Below are 19,652 nucleotides of genomic sequence, written 5' to 3'. Positions count from 1 at the left end.
AGTTGGGCGCACAATGCGCCCATTACTTTATAGTCAATATTACTTAGCACTTAACCGCACGGTTATGCTGGCGTACTGGTACGGCGAACCAACACCACACCCGCGCCAACCAATGCCCCTATCGCTCCCCACATAATCAGCAGGAATACACGGCGCGGGCTATCACGGGTAACCGGGTCTTCTGGTGTACGTAAGTAACGGTAAGCCTGGAATGTTTTATCCAGTGTCGGGCCGACATTCAATGTTGCCAGCATTGCTCGGTTCTGGTCGTAATCAATATCAAAACTTGGGCCGGTAGCCTGCAATGTTTCCAAGCGGGCTTCAAGCATCGGTTTACCTAGCATAAACATTTTAGAATCAGGTAATTGTTCCGCCGGGGTGTCAGTTTGATTGCGATTAATCCCCTGTTGGCTAGCCACTTTCAAAGCTTGTTTCACCGCCGTCACTTCGCGGTCGAACACCGCCTGAGCTACGGCTTCCTGGCGTTTGACCTGAGCTTTCATTGACTGAGTGCGCGCAGCCCATGCGCCCTGAATTTCATCATTCAAATGGCTGGCGGCACGTTGGCTCGCAAAATCAATGTAGTTGCGCAGTAATTTATTGGCGTCAGAGGCGGTTTCTGCTGTCAACTTGATGCTGTCATTCAGTATTTTTTTGTCATCACGCGGGGTGAAAACAATATTATTGACCAGCTCATCCAGCAATGCAGCATCCGCCTTCGCATCACCTTCTAGGCGCTGTTTGTAGTAATCAGTTTGTAGCCAAAATTCACGGCGGGTATCGTAAGCCGCTAACTGAGTAATAAACTCACTGTATGCTTCATCAGCAATACCGGGTTGCTCACTGGCAACACCGCTATTTACACGGCTATCCAAATTACGCAAAAACTGCTGCTGAGAATAATAACCACCCAAATTATTGACGGTTGGTTTGTCTGTAATCGCGGTGGCACTCCACTGCTGCTTCACCAAATAGGAAACACCCAGCGCTATTGCAGCAAAAAGAATTGCCATACCGATAATCCACACTTTACCACGCCAAAGAGTGCGGCACAGGCTGCGAATATCTAGCTCGTTATCCACAACGGGCTCATTATTGGTGGACTCAGTTTTATCAGTCGACATAGATTCTGGTTTCATCACTGCCTAAAAGCCTCTGGTTAAGATTCATGCTTATTTTGCGATGCACGGCGCATCCGGCGCTTGATACGCTTGATAAAACGCGCCACTCGCCATGCCCGTTTAATGCAGTAGCCATATAACAGAAATGCAAGCAAGAATAGTGCCAACATGACCCATTCAGGGACAAATGTCAGCCGTTCGCCGATGACACCTACAGCAGCTAGCAACGCCGCCGCCAAGGTGATTAAGACAAATGCCTGCCGTGAAGTAAAACCAGCACGCATAATTAAATGATGGATATGTTGGCGATCAGGCGAGAAAGGGCTCATCCCTTTACGTAAGCGCCGATACATGATGGCAATCATATCCATCAATGGAATGGCAATAATCCATAATGCAGTCACTGGGTTAATAGGGTGCGCATTCCCTTGAGTACTCTGCAATAACATCCAAATGGCGGTGAAACCAATCAGAGTGCTGCCTGCGTCCCCCATAAAGACCTTATAACGACGCCCTAATAGCCCAAGGTTCAGCAAGATATACGGCAGAATGGCGGCAATCATCGCAAAGCACCACAGTGCTAATGCCATCTGCCCACTTTGATACAGCAAAATACCCATGGCGCCAAAAGAGACGCAGGAAAGCCCGCCGAGTAAACCATCAATGCCATCAACCATATTGAAAGCATTGATTGCCGCCCACACGGCAAATAATGTGACGACATAACCAAACGGCCCTAACACCATTTCCCACGGGCCAAAAGCATGTCCCAAGCTGCGTAAATAAAGCCCGGCGAATGCCATCATCGCGATACCAACTAGCGCCTGAACAAAAGCACGAATTTTTACGCTGATATCGAAACGGTCATCTAAAGCACCTACGAACACTAATAAACCGGCACACCCAAGATATAAACGGAAATGTGGGATATGCTGATTCGTAATCAGAAAAGTAAAGCAAATACCTGCAAACACGGATATTCCACCCACTAGTGGAATCAACCCTTGGTGACGTTTGCGATAGTTAGGCTTATCGACTAAACCAATTTTCTTGGCAACTTTGCGAGCAACAAATAAAAATGCCAGAGAAAACAGGAAAATAATAAATATTTCAGTACTCATAGTGAGTAGGTTCACGTTTAACCGCTCTCTGCAAAAAGATACGACAGCTTAACATGTGGCTTGGCGTATATCATGCCTTCCCCATGCTTTCAGTTATTTCTGAATATGATGACAGCCTTGGTTGTTATTCCCAACTCTATTTTTAGTCTTTTCTCGTCACTCATGAGAATAACGACCGAAATATAGGTTGGTTCGAAGACATCATCCACTGAGTAGCTAACAATTTCGGCTATCGTATATTCCAAATACAAAAAACGCCACGACTGCGCGTGGCGTTTTGCTTAATTTCGCTACCTTCTCGAACTTGAAGCTATGCCATGTATTCACGACAACGCCAATTTCGGTGGGTAAAAAACCTACGAACGTCTCATGTTATCGAAGAACTGATCGTTGGTTTTTGCTGTTGCCAATTTGCTGATGAGGAACTCCATTGCATCGATTTCACCCATTGGATGAAGAATACGACGCAAGATCCACATTTTTTGCAGCTCTTCCGTGGTCGTCAGCAGCTCTTCTTTACGTGTACCTGAGCGGTTGAAATCAATGGCTGGGAACACCCGTTTCTCTGCAATTTTGCGCGACAGATGCAGTTCCATGTTGCCGGTACCTTTAAATTCCTCATAGATAACTTCATCCATTTTAGAACCGGTATCAACCAATGCCGTGGCAATGATGGTCAGGCTACCGCCCTCTTCAACATTACGTGCAGCCCCAAAGAAACGCTTCGGACGATGCAGGGCGTTAGCATCCACACCACCGGTCAGAACTTTACCTGAAGCCGGTACCACGGTGTTGTAGGCGCGGGCCAGACGGGTAATCGAATCCAGTAAAATGATAACGTCTTTTTTATGCTCAACCAGACGTTTCGCTTTCTCGATAACCATTTCAGCGACTTGAACGTGGCGAGATGCTGGCTCGTCGAAAGTGGAAGCGATAACTTCACCTTTCACCAAACGTTGCATTTCGGTGACTTCTTCTGGACGTTCGTCAATCAGCAATACCATCAATACACAATCAGGGTGATTGTAAGCAATGCTGGTAGCAATATTCTGCAACAGCATAGTTTTACCCGCTTTTGGCGGAGCAACAATCAGCCCACGCTGGCCACGACCGATTGGCGATGCCAAATCAAGTACACGGGCAGTTAAATCCTCAGTCGAACCATTACCACGCTCCATGCGCAGACGAGAGTTGGCATGTAATGGCGTTAAGTTTTCGAATAGGATTTTGTTACGGGCGTTTTCCGGTTTGTCATAGTTAACTTCGTTAACTTTCAACAATGCAAAGTAGCGCTCACCTTCTTTAGGTGGACGAATCTTACCGGCAACGGTATCACCTGTGCGGAGGTTAAAACGGCGAATTTGGCTTGGGGATACGTAGATGTCGTCAGGGCCGGCGAGGTAGGAGCTGTCTGCAGAACGGAGGAAACCAAACCCATCCTGCAATATCTCCAACACACCGTCACCGAAGATATCTTCTCCACTTTTCGCATGCTGCTTAAGGATAGAGAAAATAATATCTTGTTTACGCATCCGGGCCAGGTTTTCCAGCCCCATATTTTCGCCAAGTGTTATCAGATCAGAAACCGGCGTGTTCTTTAATTCGGTAAGATTCATAATGGTGGGTTCTTAAACTCGGGGTATGTCTCGAACTATGGTCGTGAATGGTATGGCAGCGTCATCCGTGCCTGTTTAATGGGACATTCAATCACCGGCCTTGGGCCAAACTACGCAAGTAATGACTTACACAAGAATGCGCGACACAACGGTGTAAAGATTGAAAGTGCCTTAGACTGATTTTGTAAAACACTAGACTGTCAAAAACCGATTGAGTTCATACATATTCTCAACGCAAATTATTTCGACATAGAGTAAAACTTCAGATTCAAACTATTTAGATGCTACAGACTATTTATTAGATACTAAAGAATAAGCTAGATGCCACAGACCCGGACTCAATACACAGGAATGTTCTATATGCAGTGAGGTAAACTTAACACGCTTCTTTGCAGGCGTCTAGCGGTCAGTGTGAGAAATCACAACTGCCGCTAAACATCCACGATAACCTTGACGCTACAGCGCTGTTAGCAGCCCTGGCTCACCCGGATCACTGACCTGAGTCAACTCAGCGGGATAGTGAGCCTCTGACGAGGCTCCCCCTTCGGGCCAGCACTTGCTCTCGGCTGCAACTTCAATGGCTTTAAGGTACTAACCCGCTAACGTCACTTACAGATTTGCATCCAAGAATTCTTTAAGTTGACCTTTAGACAAGGCCCCCACCTTGGTTGCCACAACTTCACCATCACGGAATAACAACAGCGTAGGGATGCCACGGATACCGTATTTTGGTGCCGTGCCCTGGTTGTCATCAATGTTCAATTTAGTAATGGTCAGTCGGCCTTCATACTCTTCAGCAATTTCATCCAAAATCGGAGCAATCATCTTGCACGGCCCACACCATTCAGCCCAGAAATCGACCAGAACCAGGCCCTCGGCTTTCAGCACGTCAGTGTCGAAGCTGTCGTCACTCAGGTGAATAATTTTATCGCTCATGTTCTACTCCAAAGGATTGTGTCTACCTCGTTGGTGTAGCATTAACCAACAGTAGGATGACTTTATTTCACCGGATACGCTTTCGTAAAGCAATAGTTAGCTGATATTCTACCACACTATGAGCAAAACACACTTGACCGAACAGAAGTTTTCCGACTTCGCCCTGCACCCGCTAGTTATTGAAGCTCTTGAAAACAAAGGGTTTCAGTATTGTACGCCGATCCAGGCGTTAGCATTGCCACTCACCCTCTCTGGGCGTGATGTAGCGGGTCAGGCGCAAACAGGAACCGGCAAGACGCTGGCATTTCTAGCGTCTACTTTCCATTATTTGCTTTCTCACCCGGCACCAGAGGGTCGCCAGACTAATCAACCGCGCGCATTGATTATGGCACCAACACGTGAATTGGCGGTGCAAATTCACTCCGATGCAGAATCACTTTCCCAGATAACCGGGCTGAAATTAGGCTTGGCTTACGGTGGAGATGGCTACGATAAACAGCTTAAAGTGCTGGAGAGTGGCGTTGATATTCTGATCGGTACCACGGGTCGTTTAATCGATTACGCAAAACAAAATTACATTAATCTCGGGGCAATTCAGGTTGTGGTCTTAGATGAAGCTGACCGGATGTATGACCTCGGCTTTATCAAAGATATCCGCTGGCTGTTCCGCCGCATGCCTTCCGTTGATCAGCGTTTAAACATGCTGTTCTCTGCCACACTCTCGTACCGAGTACGTGAATTAGCATTCGAACAAATGAATAACGCCGAATATGTTGAAGTGGAACCGTTGCAAAAAACCGGCCACCGCATTCAGGAAGAGCTGTTCTACCCCTCAAATGAAGAAAAAATGCGTCTATTGCAGACGTTAATTGAAGAAGAGTGGCCAGACCGCTGCATTATTTTTGCCAATACTAAACATCGCTGTGAAGAAATCTGGGGCCACCTGGCTGCTGATGGTCATCGTGTTGGCCTGTTGACCGGTGATGTCGCGCAGAAAAAACGCCTGCGAATTCTGGAAGATTTCACCAAAGGTGATTTGGATATTCTGGTCGCCACCGATGTAGCCGCCCGTGGTTTACATATTCCACTGGTAACCCATGTCTTCAACTATGACCTACCCGATGATTGTGAAGACTATGTTCACCGCATTGGCCGTACCGGTCGTGCTGGCGAAAGTGGTCATTCCATCAGTTTGGCCTGTGAAGAATACGCTTTAAACTTACCGGCTATCGAGGCCTACACCGGTCATAGCATTCCGGTAAGTAAATATAATAGCGATGCGCTATTAACAGATTTGCCGGCGCCAAAACGTCTGGCCCGTCCCCGCACTGGGAATGGCCCACGCCGTAACTCTGCCCCACGCCGTAATAGTGGTGCACCGCGGAATAACCGTAAGCGACCGAGCTGATAAATGATGCTAAGTTCCACCTCACTTTATGCTGCCATCGATCTTGGCTCCAACAGTTTCCACATGTTGGTAGTACGTGAGGTGGCAGGCAGTATCCAAACACTGGCCCGAATCAAGCGGAAAGTCCGTTTGGCCGCCGGTCTGGATAGCCAAAATCATCTATCGCAAGAGGCGATGGAGCGTGGCTGGCAATGCCTGAAGCTTTTCTCTGAGCGTTTGCAGGACATTCCTTTGGATCAGATTCGCGTGGTTGCAACAGCAACCCTGCGCCTGGCCTCGAATGCCGAAGAGTTCCTGCAAACTGCGACCGAGATCCTCGGCTGCCCGATTCAGGTTATCAGTGGTGAAGAAGAAGCTCGTCTGATTTATCACGGCGTCGCACATACCACCGGTGGGCCAGAGCAGCGTCTGGTGGTCGATATTGGGGGTGGCAGCACAGAACTGGTGACCGGAAATGGCGCGCAGGCCAATATTCTAGTCAGTTTATCAATGGGTTGCGTAACTTGGCTGGAACGCTACTTCAGTGACCGCAATCTGGCAAAAGATAATTTTGACCGTGCGGAATTAGCAGCCCGAGAGATGCTCAAACCTGTCGCGCAGCGGTTTCGTGCGCACGGTTGGCAAATCTGTGTGGGTGCATCTGGCACTGTTCAGGCCCTGCAAGAGATTATGGTCGCCCAAGGTATGGACGAACTGATCACCTTAGCCAAATTACAGCAGCTCAAACAAAGAGCCATTCAGTGTGGCAAACTGGAAGAGCTGGAAATCCCCGGGTTAACACTGGAGCGCGCACTGGTTTTCCCCAGTGGTCTGTCTATTTTAATGGCGATATTCCAAGAACTGGCGATTGAAAGCATGACTCTGGCTGGGGGGGCGCTACGCGAAGGTCTAGTCTATGGCATGCTGCATTTACCGGTAGAGCAGGATATTCGCAGCCGAACCGTGCGAAATATCCAGCGCCGTTACTCACTGGATACAGAACAAGCCAAGCGTGTCAGTAAATTGGCTGATAACTTTTTGCTGCAAGTAGAAAAAGAGTGGCATCTCGACAGCCGATGTCGTGAGTTATTGCAAAATGCGTGTTTGATCCATGAAATTGGTCTAAGCATCGATTTTAAACGAGCTCCGCAACATGCCGCTTATCTGATACGCAATCTGGATCTACCCGGTTTTACTCCTGCACAAAAACGCCTACTGGCAGCTTTGCTGCAAAATCAGAGTGATACTCTCGACCTCTCACTGCTAAATCAACAAAATGCCTTGCCGGTGGATATGGCCCAGCATTTGTGCCGGTTATTGCGCCTGGCAATTATATTCTCCAGCCGTCGCCGGGATGACACACTACCCGCAGTCAGGCTGCGAGCCAATGGTGAAGCACTTTATGTGCTGCTACCTCAGGGCTGGCTGCAACAGCATCCTTATCGCGCAGAAGCATTAGAACAAGAGAGTCATTGGCAGAGCTATGTTCAGTGGCCACTTTTATTAGAAGAATTTCACTAAATTCTTTGCAATTGGGCGGCCTTGGTCGCCTTTCTTCTGCTTCATTCCCACGGTAAACCCTCATAAAAATATCAGATTGTGATCGTCCTCAGTTTAAAAAAGAAACATTGTATGTATTTTTATAAAACACTGTTTCTTTATTGAGAAGGGTTAATAATGCAAGTACAGCTTCGACGTCCATACACCACCAGTATGTTGGTAATAATGACCAGCCTAATGGTGGGCAGCCCTATGGCTATAGCAGCAAAATCAAGTCGCCCCGATGCCCCTCAGCAACTACAAGTTCCAACTCTCGCCTATGATGAGAACAGTATTGTTCTGGTGTGGAAAGCGCCGGAAGATACGCGCAAAATTGTTGATTACCAGATTTTCTCTGCGGGAAAATTGTTAGGCAAAGCCAGTGATAATAATGATAAATTTTCCCCGGCCAAGCCCTATATCAATCACTTTTATGCCAATGATAAAGATAATTTCCAGCATAAAATCGTGATGCAAAATTTTACAGCCACCGGCCTAAAACCTGAAACCAGCTACCAATTTACAGTGAAAGCACAATATGCCGATGGATCATTGTCAGCTGCCAGCAAGCCCATCACCGCAAAAACCAGTGCCAAACCACAGATGGTAAATATACGTGATTTTGGTGCTGTCGATGATGGAAAAACATTGAATACCAAGGCCATACAGCAGGCGATAGATAGCTGCAAGCCAGGTTGTCGTGTTGAGATACCCGCCGGTATCTATAAAAGTGGCGCATTTTGGCTGAAAAGTAATATGACCCTTAACCTTCAGGCTGGGGCCACATTATTAGGCTCAGAAAATCCAGAGGATTATCCTGCGGGCTACCGTCTATACCCTTATTCCACGATTGAGCGCCCAGCATCGCTGATCAATGCTATCGATCCCAATAACAGCAAACCCGGTACCTTCCGCAATATCCGGATTACTGGTTCTGGGGTTATTGACGGTAATGGCTGGTTGCGGGCCAAAACCGCTGACATTACTGATGAGTTAGGCCGCCCATTACCGCAATATGTCGCCAGCAAAAATAGCAAAGTGCATGAAGATGGCATCTTAGCCAAAAATCAGGTTGAGAAAGCGGTTTCCGATGGTATGGATTTGAAAAATGCCTACGGACAGCGCCGCTCCAGCTTAATGACATTACGCGGCGTAGAAAACGTGTATCTGGCCGGTTTTACCGTACGTAACCCAGCTTTCCACGGCATTATGAATTTGGAAAACCATAATGTTGTTGCCAATGGATTAATTCACCAAACCTATGACGCAAATAATGGCGACGGTATTGAGTTCGGTAACAGCCAGAATGTGATGGTATTTAATAACTTTTTTGATACTGGCGATGACTGCATCAACTTTGCGGCCGGCACTGGGGAAAAAGCTCAGCAGCAAGAACCAATGAAAGGCGCATGGTTATTTAATAACTATTTCCGCATGGGACATGGTGCCGTGGTCACTGGCAGCCATACAGGGGCTTGGATTGAAGATATTTTGGCTGAAAATAACGTCATGTATCTGACTGATATCGGCCTGCGCGCCAAGAGCACCAGCACTATTGGCGGCGGGGCGCGTAATGTGACTTTCCGCAATAACGCCATGCGGGATTTGGCAAAACAAGTGATGGTGATGACTTTGGATTATGCTGACAGTAACGCCAACATTGATTATCCACCCGCCAAAATTCCAGCCCAGTTCTATGATTTCACAGTTAAAAATGTGACGGTGGATAACACCAGCGGCAAGAATGCCTCCATTGAAATCAAAGGGGATACAGCAAATAAAGCCTGGCACCGGTTGGTACATGTTAATAATGTGCAGCTTAACAATGTCACCCCGACGGCTATCAGTGACTTACGTGATAGTGAATTTAATCAAGTCACTTTCACTGAATTGCGCGGTGAAACACCTTGGCACTTCAGCGAGGTGCAAAACGTCAAGGTTGATGGTAAACCCGTCGCACCTTAAATGAGTCGCGAGTGGGCAGGCACTGTGCCGTTAACACAACCTGCCCATTGTGGTTTTTCACATTTACTGCGGCTTTTTAGCATTCGCTAATTGCGCGCGAATATTGGCCAGATGGCTCTGGCCTTTTTGCATCCGCTCTTCTGGGCTAACTGCTTTGCGCTCATTTTCCCATTTGAGATCGTCCTGCGGCAATTCCAGCAAGAAACGGCTAGGTTCTGGCCGAATCAATTCACCATACTGACGCCGCTCTTTGCATAAGGTGAAAAACAGTTCGCGCTGAGCACGGGTGATGCCCACATAGGCCAGCCGCCGCTCCTCATCGACATTATCTTCGTCAATGCTGCTTTGGTGTGGCAATAAGCCCTCTTCCATACCAACCAAGAATACGTAAGGGAATTCCAATCCTTTTGAAGCATGCAACGTCATGAGTTGAACTTGGTCCAGCTCTTCATCACTTTCGCCACGTTCCATCATATCGCGCAGGGTAAAGCGCGTGACAACCTGAGTCAGTGTCATCGGTTCATTCAGTTCTGACCCTTCTAACATCTCGGTCATCCAACTAAATAATAAATTGACGTTTTTCATCCGCATTTCAGCCGCTTTCGGGCTAGGAGAGGTTTCAAACAGCCAACTCTCATAGTCAATGCCGTGGATCAAATCCCGCACTGCCGCCACCGGTTCACGTTCCACTAAGCGGATAATACCCTCCATCCAATGCGTAAAGCGCTGTAATGACTCCAAACCGCGCCCTTTCAGATGCTCGCCTAGCCCTAAATCAAAACTGGCCCGAAACAGACTTTTATTACGCACATTCGCCCATTCACCCAATTTTTGAATCGTCGCTGAACCAATCTCGCGCTTAGGGGTATTCACAATACGTAAGAATGCGCTGTCATCATCCTGGTTGGTCAATACCCGCAAGTAGGCCAGTAAGTCTTTGATTTCTGGGCGCGAGAAAAATGAATCCCCGCCGGAGATACGGTAAGGAATGCGGTTTTGCATCAACAGTTTTTCAAATAACCGCGACTGATGGTTACCGCGATACAAAATGGCATAATCGCTGTATTGCGTTTTTTTCACAAAATGGTGGGCAATCAGCTCCCCGACCACTCTTTCAGCCTCATGATCTTCATTATTGGCGGTAATCACTTTGAGCTCATCACCATAATCCAATTCAGAAAACAGCTTTTTTTCAAAAACATGAGAATTATTGGCGATCAAAATATTCGCCGCTTTCAGAATTCGGCCCGAAGAGCGGTAGTTTTGCTCCAGCTTAATCACCTGCAACTGAGGGAAATCTTCATTCAGTAAAACTAAATTCTGTGGTCGCGCACCGCGCCATGAATAGATGGATTGGTCATCATCACCCACCACGGTGAAGCGCGCCCGACTGCCTACCAGCAGTTTAACCATTTGATACTGACTGGTATTGGTATCTTGATATTCATCTACTAATAGGTAGCGCAGCCGATTTTGCCAACGTTCGCGCACTTCCAAATCATGTTGCAGCAGCAGAGTTGGCAGGGAAATAAGGTCGTCGAAATCCAATACATTGCACGCTTTTAAATGGGCATCATATAAGCCATAGCAATGGACAAACAATTTATCGCGCTCAGAGCGGGCCTGTGCCGCAGCAGCAGCGGGATCCAGCAGATCATTTTTCCAGTTTGAGATCTGGGAGACTAACTGTTGCAATAACGTTTTATCGTCTTCCAACCATTTGTGGGTTAAATCTTTCAATAGACCCAGTTGGTCTTGCGCATCAAACAGTGAGAAATTAGATTTCATCCCCAGCGCTTTGTACTCTTTTTTGATGATTTCCAATCCCAAGGTATGGAAGGTCGCAATCATCAAACCCCGTGCTTCTTTGCGCCCTAAAGTCTGAGCCACGCGCTCTTTCATCTCGCGCGCGGCTTTATTCGTAAAAGTTACCGCCGCAATATGTTTGGGCTGATAACCACATTGACGAATCAGATGCGCAATCTTATTAGTGATGACCCGGGTTTTACCCGACCCCGCACCGGCCAACACCAGGCAGGGGCCGGTAACAAATTCGACGGCTTGTTGTTGGCTGGGATTTAATCGCATAGCACTCGGAAGCTCTGTAGGTAAACAGGGGAACAGGATTGTAGCAGAAAGCGGCCAATGAAAAAAAACCACCTGCGGTTTTGATTTGTAAAACACTGCCGACAAGGCTCCCATCACCACCAAAATAAGCTACACTGGCGCGCTTCGGAACCCTATTGAAGATAACCCTCCTTCAAGACTCAATAAATTAGTGGTGATTGTTACTATGGCAAACAAAGCTTCCGCGCTGCACATTCTGGTTGATGATGAAAAACAGGCAAACGAGATTCTGGCACAGCTAAATAACGGTGCTAATTTCCAAGAGTTAGCAAAAAAATTCTCTAACTGCCCGTCAAAACGTAATGGTGGCGACCTAGGTGAGTTCAATAAAGGGGATATGGTTCCAGCATTCGATAAAGCCGTATTTAGCTGCGAATTGCTGCAACCTTATGGCCCGGTAAAAACTCAGTTCGGTTATCATATTATTAAAGTTTTATATCGTAATTAAGTTAGCCATGCGCCGCCTTACCGGCGGCGCAAATAACTCATCTATTTATTTCTGTCACAATGCGTATTCTATAGTCATTATTTTTTAAAAGCATATTAATATTCCCGGCACTCAACCTGCCCATTAATAATATCCATACAAAATACCCATACAACTTTACAAATGGGTATACAATAATACCCACCAATTACCTTTAAATGGCCAAAAGCATGGCGAAAACCAACTGACAACAAAAAACAACAAGAAAGATCTTATTAATTGATTCTCATTTAGAATAAAAACACTTTAAATACAACTGGTTGAAATTTCGCTGGGATAAATTTTACTTTGGTAGGAATTTCACCACATCAATTGGTTTGTTTATCTTATGTGCAGCCCGCATCACTTTATATATTATCTCATCATCAAGTGACGGACGCAGTCGAAATAATGACTACCAAATTACTTTAATGAAGCAACATGTGGAAAGCTGACGAGTATAATCGAATAACATTCGCACATATAGTCATTAACCCACTTTCTATTTAATAAGTTAAATACTCACCCGCATTTAAATGCAACGAGCGTTTGGCACATTTCTAATTATTATATTGGAGTTTTAAATGAATAAGATTACTTTGGCTATGGCTTTATTCGCAGCATCTACAACTGTAGCAATGGCAGCTAGCAATAATACAATTACTTTCCAAGGGGAAGTAACAGCACAAACTTGTTCTGTTACCGTCAATGGTATTGATGCAAACCCAACAGTATTATTGCCATCAGTATCAAGTAGCGATTTGAATGCTTCTGGTAAAACTGCGGGTAAGACAACCTTTACTCTGGGTGTATCAGGCTGTGCAGCAAGTGCTGATGATATTGATGTCAAAACTGTTTTTGTTGGTAACCAAGTCACAACTGCCGGTAACTTAAAAAATAGCGGCACAGCAACAAATGTTGAACTTCAATTACTGAAAGATGCAGTAACAACAACAGGTATCAATCTAAATAGTGGCGTGGCACAAGATGGTATCGTGTTAAAAGCAGGTGATACATCAGCTGAGCATGATTTTGCGGTACAGTATTATGCAACCGCGCAAGCTGGCCCTGGTTCTGTGATCGCCTCTGTACAATATGCAGTTTCCTACCTGTAATATTAGTATCGTAGGATAGGATATACTTTAAGTAATTGGAGTTGTAGGTGGGCAGCAAAGAGATCTCAATGTGATTGCTTCGGTAAGCCATTTGGGTGATAACACAGCGAGCCCCCTACAACTTTATGCACCAAAAAGTTTAACTATTCCGCCAGTTTCTTTCAGAGGATATTCCCATCATGCTTAATATAAATGGCTACCGTTATCTGCTTATCACTTTATTAATTCTTATGGGTATGTCTTTTGCTAATGCTAGCGTAGTCATGAGCGGCAGCCGAATTATATATACGGCAGGAGAAAAAGAGCATAGTGTCCAATTAACGAATAAGGATAACTTTCCTAATGCTGTCCAAGTCTGGCTAGACAGTGGTGATGCTCAATCAACACCAGAGACAGGCAAAGCGCCGTTTATTGTAACTCCGCCTTTCTTCCGTATTGAAGCGAATGCAGGTCAAACATTACGGCTGAAATATACCGGTAGCGGTTTGCCGACAGATAGAGAATCCGTGTTCTATCTTAATTTCTTACAGGTTCCACCGGTAAATAAAGCAGAAAAAAATAATAAAATGTTAGTGTTGATGCGTAATCGCATTAAAGTGTTCTATCGCCCTGAAAGTATTGCGGGCCGTGTCGACCAAGTCGCCAGCGCACTAACTTTTGATGTACGCCAACAAGGTAAAGATGTTGTTGTTACGGGTAAAAACCCAACTGGGTTCTATGCCACCATCGCCAGTGGTGAAGTCGTTGGCGGGGGCAAAAAACTCAAAATGAAATCAGAGATGATCTCTCCAATGTCTCAGGCTCAGTGGGTAATCCCGAATTCAACTGCACCTTCAAATGCTATTGTTAACTTCCTATTGGTAAATGATTTTGGTGGGCAGGATACCGGTAGCTATAAAACTCAGTAGTGGCTTTCGGCGAAGGAATATTTATGGGATTTTCACAAGTTGTTCTAAAAAATAAGTTCTCTAGCCGTAAAAAAGCATTAACGCTGTGTATAACTTTAGTTTTATATGTCGATACTGTTTCGGCTCAGGAAGAGCCACAAAATCTCGAATTTGATGAATCACTCTTTTTAGGAACAAATTTTGCTTCAGGTTTGAATCAACTGAATAAAGAGAATGCCGTCACGCCGGGAAATTACGATGCTGTCGATATCCTGATTAATAACAAATCATTCAAACGTACCACCGTGCAGTTTATTAAGAATGCCGATTCATCGGAGGTTTTTCCCTGCCTAAGTGATGAGCTCTTAACTGCGGCGGGAATTGAACTGGCCGACAAAAATACTGCCGCACCTAATACCACTGAGGGAGAAGCTATACCTTCAGAATCTGCGGCTACGCCCCCCTCGGCCACCGAGAAATGTGTGCCACTGGCGGAGCGAGTCAAAGGAGCATCTTTTCATTTTGATCAGGCCAAATTGCGCTTGGATCTGTCTATTCCCCAAGCATTATTACAAAAACGGCCGCGGGACTATATTGACCGAACTGAATAGGTAGAGGGCGAAAAACTCGCATTCGTTAACTACAGCGCAAACTTTTATCGTAGCGATACGCAATCCCAGCAAAATAATACTTCTGATTATGGCTTTGTGGGCCTAAAAAGTGGCCTCAATCTCGGTTTGTGGCAATTACGCCAGCAATCAAATGTGCGTTATGCCAGTAACAATAATAACAGCGATACTCAATGGAATAATATCCGCACTTATGTGCAGCGCCCTATTTCATCATTGGATAGCCAATTAACACTGGGTGAAACTTTCACCGACAGTACCTTATTCGGCACTATGTCATTTCGTGGTGTTAAAATGGCGACAGACCAACGTATGTGGCCACAATCAATGCGCGGCTTCGCTCCTGAAGTTCGTGGTGTAGCCACCAGTAACGCGCGGGTCGTTATTCGCCAGAATGGGCGGGAAATTTATGAAACAAATGTCGCCCCAGGCCCATTCGTTATTAACGACTTATATAGTACCACCAGCCAGGGTGACCTTAATGTTGAAGTCATAGAGGCTAATGGCAGCCGCTCGACATTTACGGTGCCTTTCAGTGCCGTACCAGATTCAATGCGCCCAGGAGTGAGCCGTTATAATGCCGTGGTCGGGGAATCACGTGATTTTACCAATATTGATAGCTATTTTACCGACTTTACCTATGAGCGTGGTCTGACGAATCAATTAACCGCCAACAGTGGGCTTCGTTTAGCGCAAGATTATACTGCATTACTCGCAGGCGGTGTATTAGGGACGCCACTCGGCGCGTTTGGCCTTAATACCACCTATTCACATGCTAAAATCAAACTCAAAATGGTTGGCGGATGCAGGCAACCTATAGCCAGACATTTAATGAAACTGGCACCTCATTCTCACTGGCTGGATATCGCTATTCAACCAAAGGGTATCGTGATTTAAATGATGTATTTGGTGTGCGTTCAGTGCAAAAGAATGGCGGCACCTGGGATTCATCGACTTATAAACAGCGTAGCCAATTTACCACCACAATAAACCAAACTCTGGCTGGCTATGGGCAACTTTCAGCCTCAGCATCGACCAGTGATTATTATAACGATACCCAGAGAGATACGCAGTTACAGCTAAACTATTCAAATAGTTATAAAGATATTAGTTATAACGTGGCACTGAGCCGCCAGCGCACCATTTATACCTCAACCCAGTTTGGTTGGGATGCGGGTGATACAGACGAAACGACAACCACAACGCGCTACGGTAATACCGAAAATATCGCGTCATTAACTGTGTCTATTCCACTGAATATTGGGAGCGGAAATCAATATTTATCCATGTCTGCCAACCGTAATCCGAAAAGTGGTAATAACTATCAAACATCATTATCCGGCACCGCCGGTGAACGTAATACTTTAAATTATTCAGTCAATGCGGGTTATGACGATAGTAATGTCAGTGGCAGCTCGAATAGTTGGGGGGCGAATGCGCAGAAGCAATTCCCTAACGCCACCGTCAATGGTAGTTATTCTCGTGGGAATAACTATACCCAATATGGCGCGGGAGCTCGCGGTGCGGCGGTAATACACAGTAAAGGTGTGACACTCGGCCCTTATTTGGGCGATACCTTCGGTTTAATTGAAGCCGATGGTGCTCAGGGCGCAACAGTACGAAATGCACAAGGTGCCAGGATTGATAAAAATGGCTTTGCGCTGGTGCCGTCATTAACGCCTTATAATTACAATACGGTCGGTTTGGATACCAAAGGTATTAATCGCAATACTGAACTGAAAGAAAATCAGGGGCGTGTTGTTCCTTATGCCGGGGCCGCCGTGAAAGTGAAATTCGAAACCTTGACCGGTTATGCAGTATTAATTCAAACCCAAACAGTTGATGGTGAAGGATTACCATTGGGTGCTGATGTTTATAACAGCAAAGATGAATTGGTCGGTATGGTGGGTCAGGGGAATCAGATCTATGCGCGAGTGAAAGATAATAAAGGCTCGCTTTATGTTCGCTGGGGTGAAAACCGCAATGAGCAATGTGAATTACCTTATGACTTTGCTAGCCAAGATACTGAGCAAGATATTATCCATTTAACAGGCAGTTGCCGCCGTTAACCATTATGAGAAAAATAATGTTAAGACCAACAGAGCAGTTAATATCTTGTGAAGTCTCACGGCCAACAATGCCTGTTCATTCCCGTCGCCCATATATTGTGGCGGGAACGATGCTGCTGATCGGGTTATTTAGTACCTCAGCATGGTCGGCTTGTACCCGAATTACCGCGCAAAGTCAGCTGAGTGCCGGTGATGGTACGGCCAGCGCGTGGTCTGGTTCTCTGGATAATAATAATGGGTCACTCGGCTTACCGGGTGTGATCGACCTCAGCACTGCGGCTAACTTCCAACCTGACGGAACATTATTAGCCGCAGCGACATCTGACTTTACCACTTTTGCCCTGAATACCGGCTATGACCCGGACCGCGTGCTATTCCGCTGTGCCGCAGCTGATGTTGACCAACTCTTTGAAATGTATGCCACTAATGGGGACAATGACTATGGTGGTAAAAATGAAGATGGCGCGATTGCTGGCAATGTTCCCTCCGGCTTTGCGACTTATGTCCGCAATGTGGTTATCAGGCTTACAAATCTATCCACTGGCGAGTATTACTCACGCTTATGGAAAGGACGCCGTTTAACCGGATTGGATACTGACAGCACTGGCCGTATTTTGGTCAAAGCTAAGAATTTCAGTAATCTGTATACCGAGCTATTTCGTATTGATTATGCCCGCGCGGGTACTAACAACGCAGCATCTTATACCTATGCCTATACTCAGCCCAATGCTTATATCGCCTTTAAAGGGCCGGGCATTAGCGGCCCGATTGAGGGAACTGACTCAGTATCAAATTGGCCCGGCTGGTATACCACCTGGCCGGCCTCTATTGGGTTATATAACTATGTGACTTTCCGCCGAACCACCATTTGCGCGGTCACCAATTTTACCCCAACGGTGATATTACCCAGAATTTCTGTGGCAGAACTGAACAGCGGCAGTAGTAGCTCGGCTGAGTTCAGTGTGGATTTCCAGTGCCAGACCGGTATTACCTCCGGCGTCAATGCCGGTGCGGTGGCGATGGGCTTTTTGGTGCCAGCAGCCAACGCCGCTAAAGCACAGGCTTTGGGATTAATGAATGGCAGTGGCGGTATTAGTCATTTAGTTTCAGATAATTATGGCGCTGCCGGAATGGCCAGCGGCGTGGGGATCCGAATCTACCGCAATAACAGCCCAATTTACTTGCTATCAAAAAATGTCACTCAAACCGGTAATAACGGAGGCTGGTATGGCATCTTCCAAGGGGCTCAAGAACTCACCGGCACGGTAAGTGGGGGGAATAGTTACACTGAGAACTTTCGGGCTGAGTTAAGCAAAATCAGCGGGCAAACTGTGACAGCAGGAGCTGTGAATGCGCATGCGCAAGTGGTTATCCGGGTGCAATAATCTGCATTTTAAAAGCAAAATCAGTGGGTTGCTATTATTACTCATCATGACCTGTAGTGTCCCGGCCATGGCAAGTGTGGTGGCCGAGAAAACTCGTATTCTCTTCAGTGATGGTAGCACTGAAGAATCACTGCAACTGGTTAATAGCAATGACTACCCGGTGGCAGTGCAGGTGTGGGTGGATGATGGCGATTTGATGGCCACACCGGAGAAAGCAATCTCGCCAGTATTAGTATTGCCGCCATTGTTTCGGTTGCAGCCACAAGCTCAACGCAGCTTGCGTTTGATTTTATCTGGTGCCAGTAAATTGCCGCTGGATAGAGAATCTGCCTTCTGGCTCAATGTTTACGAAATCCCGCCTAAAGCCACCACTAAAGCTGATGATGAATCTTCCGTCACACTGGCTTTGCGCATGCAATACAAAGTATTTTATCGCCCGAAAAATTTGCCCGCACCGGCGGACACCGTCAGCAAGGCATTAACTTTTGTCTTAGAACGTAACGGCAATACCGCCGTGGTTAAAGTGGATAATCCTACACCTTATTATGCCTCAATCTCCGCTCTGACATTGGGTTCGGCTGAAGGATTGCCGGATATGGTCGCCCCTTTTTCCAAGCTGGACTTTCCCCTCAATCGAGTCCCAACAGCAGACAGCAAAACGGTCAATTTTGTCTTAATTGATGATTTAGGTAACCGCAAGGCTTTTAGCCGTGGGCTAAAATAAAGGACGGCGATGAATAAGGTGGTTGAGGTTTTAGCCGAAAGACAGAGTCTGCCCATGGCTCTGTTTAATTGTCATTAATTTAAATTTAGAAAATACATTAATTCATTGCATTTCCAATAAAATATCCGATTGTGTTATGCAGCCCTCAATAAAACTTTCAGCAACTTGTAACTGACGCCTAATTTCCCGTTCATTACACTTTTTTAATCGGGCAATAGAAGCTTTCGATTGCCCGTAAACATAATGACGGAGGATAAGCTCTAATTCTTTTTCTCGCGAGGCCCGCTGTAGATTCCCTATTACTTTATCAATGACCAAACCATCATTATCGCAGCAAGAGCCAACTGACTTATTTCTTGTTACCGCCCCCTTAAATCCGCTAGCAATATGGGGATAATCCAAATGGGAGTGATCTTTAGCCCATACGCCCCAACGAGTCAAAACAGTTTGAATGTCACTCATTAATAATCTCCTTTTTGCATTTGAACGTCTTCTTATTTATTTTATTAATATTACTCATAAAAAAACCTCACTAATTAGTGAGGTCTATTTATAAGTTATAGAG

General features: G+C 46.0%; 14 protein-coding genes and 1 pseudogene. 9 read left to right on the top strand and 6 right to left on the bottom strand.

What is annotated here, in order from left to right; all coding sequences use genetic code 11:
• Positions 1 to 62: 62 nt before the first annotated feature.
• The 4 genes from wzzE to trxA all read right to left on the bottom strand — a co-directional run bounded on the left by wzzE (position 63) and on the right by trxA (position 4,794).
• Complete coding sequence (gene wzzE, locus D5F51_RS00905; RefSeq protein WP_025379931.1) at positions 63 to 1,139, bottom strand: ECA polysaccharide chain length modulation protein; 1,077 nt, start codon at positions 1,137 to 1,139, stop codon at positions 63 to 65.
• Between the two features lie 20 nt (positions 1,140 to 1,159).
• The gene (gene wecA / locus D5F51_RS00900; protein WP_025379932.1) at positions 1,160 to 2,257 is read right to left on the bottom strand and encodes a UDP-N-acetylglucosamine--undecaprenyl-phosphate N-acetylglucosaminephosphotransferase; all 1,098 of its coding nucleotides are present in this window, start codon (positions 2,255 to 2,257) and stop codon (positions 1,160 to 1,162) included.
• 341 nt (positions 2,258 to 2,598) lie between these two features.
• Complete coding sequence (rho, locus tag D5F51_RS00895; protein ID WP_004704159.1) at positions 2,599 to 3,858, bottom strand: transcription termination factor Rho; 1,260 nt, start codon at positions 3,856 to 3,858, stop codon at positions 2,599 to 2,601.
• 609 nt (positions 3,859 to 4,467) lie between these two features.
• Positions 4,468 to 4,794 (bottom strand): thioredoxin TrxA, encoded by a 327-nt coding sequence (gene trxA, locus D5F51_RS00890; protein ID WP_025379933.1) that lies wholly within the window; start codon positions 4,792 to 4,794, stop codon positions 4,468 to 4,470.
• 118 nt (positions 4,795 to 4,912) lie between these two features.
• Between trxA and rhlB the strand changes: the two genes are divergently transcribed.
• From rhlB to D5F51_RS00875, 3 genes are all read left to right on the top strand, one after another.
• The gene (gene rhlB, locus D5F51_RS00885) at positions 4,913 to 6,202 is read left to right on the top strand and encodes an ATP-dependent RNA helicase RhlB (protein ID WP_025379934.1); all 1,290 of its coding nucleotides are present in this window, start codon (positions 4,913 to 4,915) and stop codon (positions 6,200 to 6,202) included.
• Positions 6,203 to 6,208: 6 nt separating this feature from the next.
• Positions 6,209 to 7,702 (top strand): exopolyphosphatase, encoded by a 1,494-nt coding sequence (gene ppx / locus D5F51_RS00880; RefSeq protein ID WP_162301820.1) that lies wholly within the window; start codon positions 6,209 to 6,211, stop codon positions 7,700 to 7,702.
• Positions 7,703 to 7,858: 156 nt separating this feature from the next.
• Complete coding sequence (locus D5F51_RS00875; protein WP_129195355.1) at positions 7,859 to 9,685, top strand: glycosyl hydrolase family 28 protein; 1,827 nt, start codon at positions 7,859 to 7,861, stop codon at positions 9,683 to 9,685.
• 63 nt (positions 9,686 to 9,748) lie between these two features.
• Here the strand turns inward: D5F51_RS00875 and rep are convergent, their stop codons facing one another.
• Positions 9,749 to 11,773: a DNA helicase Rep gene (gene rep, locus D5F51_RS00870; protein ID WP_129195354.1), complete on the bottom strand. Its 2,025-nt coding sequence runs from the start codon at positions 11,771 to 11,773 to the stop codon at positions 9,749 to 9,751.
• A gap of 190 nt (positions 11,774 to 11,963) precedes the next feature.
• Between rep and ppiC the strand changes: the two genes are divergently transcribed.
• The 6 genes and pseudogenes from ppiC to D5F51_RS00840 all read left to right on the top strand — a co-directional run bounded on the left by ppiC (position 11,964) and on the right by D5F51_RS00840 (position 19,087).
• Complete coding sequence (gene ppiC, locus D5F51_RS00865) at positions 11,964 to 12,260, top strand: peptidylprolyl isomerase PpiC (protein WP_087768269.1); 297 nt, start codon at positions 11,964 to 11,966, stop codon at positions 12,258 to 12,260.
• Positions 12,261 to 12,862: 602 nt separating this feature from the next.
• Positions 12,863 to 13,393, top strand: coding sequence for a fimbrial protein (locus D5F51_RS00860; protein ID WP_129195353.1), 531 nt, complete (start codon positions 12,863 to 12,865; stop codon positions 13,391 to 13,393).
• A gap of 179 nt (positions 13,394 to 13,572) precedes the next feature.
• Positions 13,573 to 14,301 (top strand): fimbrial biogenesis chaperone, encoded by a 729-nt coding sequence (locus tag D5F51_RS00855; RefSeq protein WP_162301660.1) that lies wholly within the window; start codon positions 13,573 to 13,575, stop codon positions 14,299 to 14,301.
• 23 nt (positions 14,302 to 14,324) lie between these two features.
• A pseudogene (locus D5F51_RS00850) lies at positions 14,325 to 16,978 on the top strand (fimbria/pilus outer membrane usher protein).
• A 68-nt stretch (positions 16,979 to 17,046) separates the two neighbouring features.
• Complete coding sequence (stbD, locus tag D5F51_RS00845; RefSeq protein WP_186368160.1) at positions 17,047 to 18,363, top strand: fimbrial usher protein StbD; 1,317 nt, start codon at positions 17,047 to 17,049, stop codon at positions 18,361 to 18,363.
• Complete coding sequence (locus D5F51_RS00840; protein WP_129195351.1) at positions 18,329 to 19,087, top strand: fimbrial biogenesis chaperone; 759 nt, start codon at positions 18,329 to 18,331, stop codon at positions 19,085 to 19,087. Before stbD ends, D5F51_RS00840 begins: the two co-directional genes overlap by 35 nt.
• 102 nt (positions 19,088 to 19,189) lie before the next feature.
• On the opposite strand, the gene D5F51_RS00835 is transcribed toward D5F51_RS00840, so the two are convergent.
• Complete coding sequence (locus D5F51_RS00835; protein ID WP_129195350.1) at positions 19,190 to 19,549, bottom strand: antiterminator Q family protein; 360 nt, start codon at positions 19,547 to 19,549, stop codon at positions 19,190 to 19,192.
• Positions 19,550 to 19,652: the final 103 nt, after the last annotated feature.

It is taken from the genome of Yersinia hibernica (assembly GCF_004124235.1).
Lineage (GTDB): Bacteria > Pseudomonadota > Gammaproteobacteria > Enterobacterales > Enterobacteriaceae > Yersinia > Yersinia hibernica.
This window is presented reverse-complemented; position numbering and strand designations above follow the sequence as displayed.

What these genes read in the sequence shown, in the direction of transcription:
- D5F51_RS00875 (WP_129195355.1), top strand. Translation starts at nt 7,859, where the DNA reads ATGCAAGTACAGCTTCGACGTCCATACACCACCAGTATGTTGGTAATA.
- rhlB (WP_025379934.1), top strand. Translation starts at nt 4,913, where the DNA reads ATGAGCAAAACACACTTGACCGAACAGAAGTTTTCCGACTTCGCCCTG.
- wzzE (WP_025379931.1), bottom strand. Translation starts at nt 1,139, where the DNA reads ATGAAACCAGAATCTATGTCGACTGATAAAACTGAGTCCACCAATAAT.
- trxA (WP_025379933.1), bottom strand. Translation starts at nt 4,794, where the DNA reads ATGAGCGATAAAATTATTCACCTGAGTGACGACAGCTTCGACACTGAC.
- D5F51_RS00860 (WP_129195353.1), top strand. Translation starts at nt 12,863, where the DNA reads ATGAATAAGATTACTTTGGCTATGGCTTTATTCGCAGCATCTACAACT.
- stbD (WP_186368160.1), top strand. Translation starts at nt 17,047, where the DNA reads ATGCCTGTTCATTCCCGTCGCCCATATATTGTGGCGGGAACGATGCTG.
- D5F51_RS00840 (WP_129195351.1), top strand. Translation starts at nt 18,329, where the DNA reads ATGCGCATGCGCAAGTGGTTATCCGGGTGCAATAATCTGCATTTTAAA.
- rep (WP_129195354.1), bottom strand. Translation starts at nt 11,773, where the DNA reads ATGCGATTAAATCCCAGCCAACAACAAGCCGTCGAATTTGTTACCGGC.
- rho (WP_004704159.1), bottom strand. Translation starts at nt 3,858, where the DNA reads ATGAATCTTACCGAATTAAAGAACACGCCGGTTTCTGATCTGATAACA.
- D5F51_RS00855 (WP_162301660.1), top strand. Translation starts at nt 13,573, where the DNA reads ATGCTTAATATAAATGGCTACCGTTATCTGCTTATCACTTTATTAATT.
- ppx (WP_162301820.1), top strand. Translation starts at nt 6,209, where the DNA reads ATGCTAAGTTCCACCTCACTTTATGCTGCCATCGATCTTGGCTCCAAC.
- D5F51_RS00835 (WP_129195350.1), bottom strand. Translation starts at nt 19,549, where the DNA reads ATGAGTGACATTCAAACTGTTTTGACTCGTTGGGGCGTATGGGCTAAA.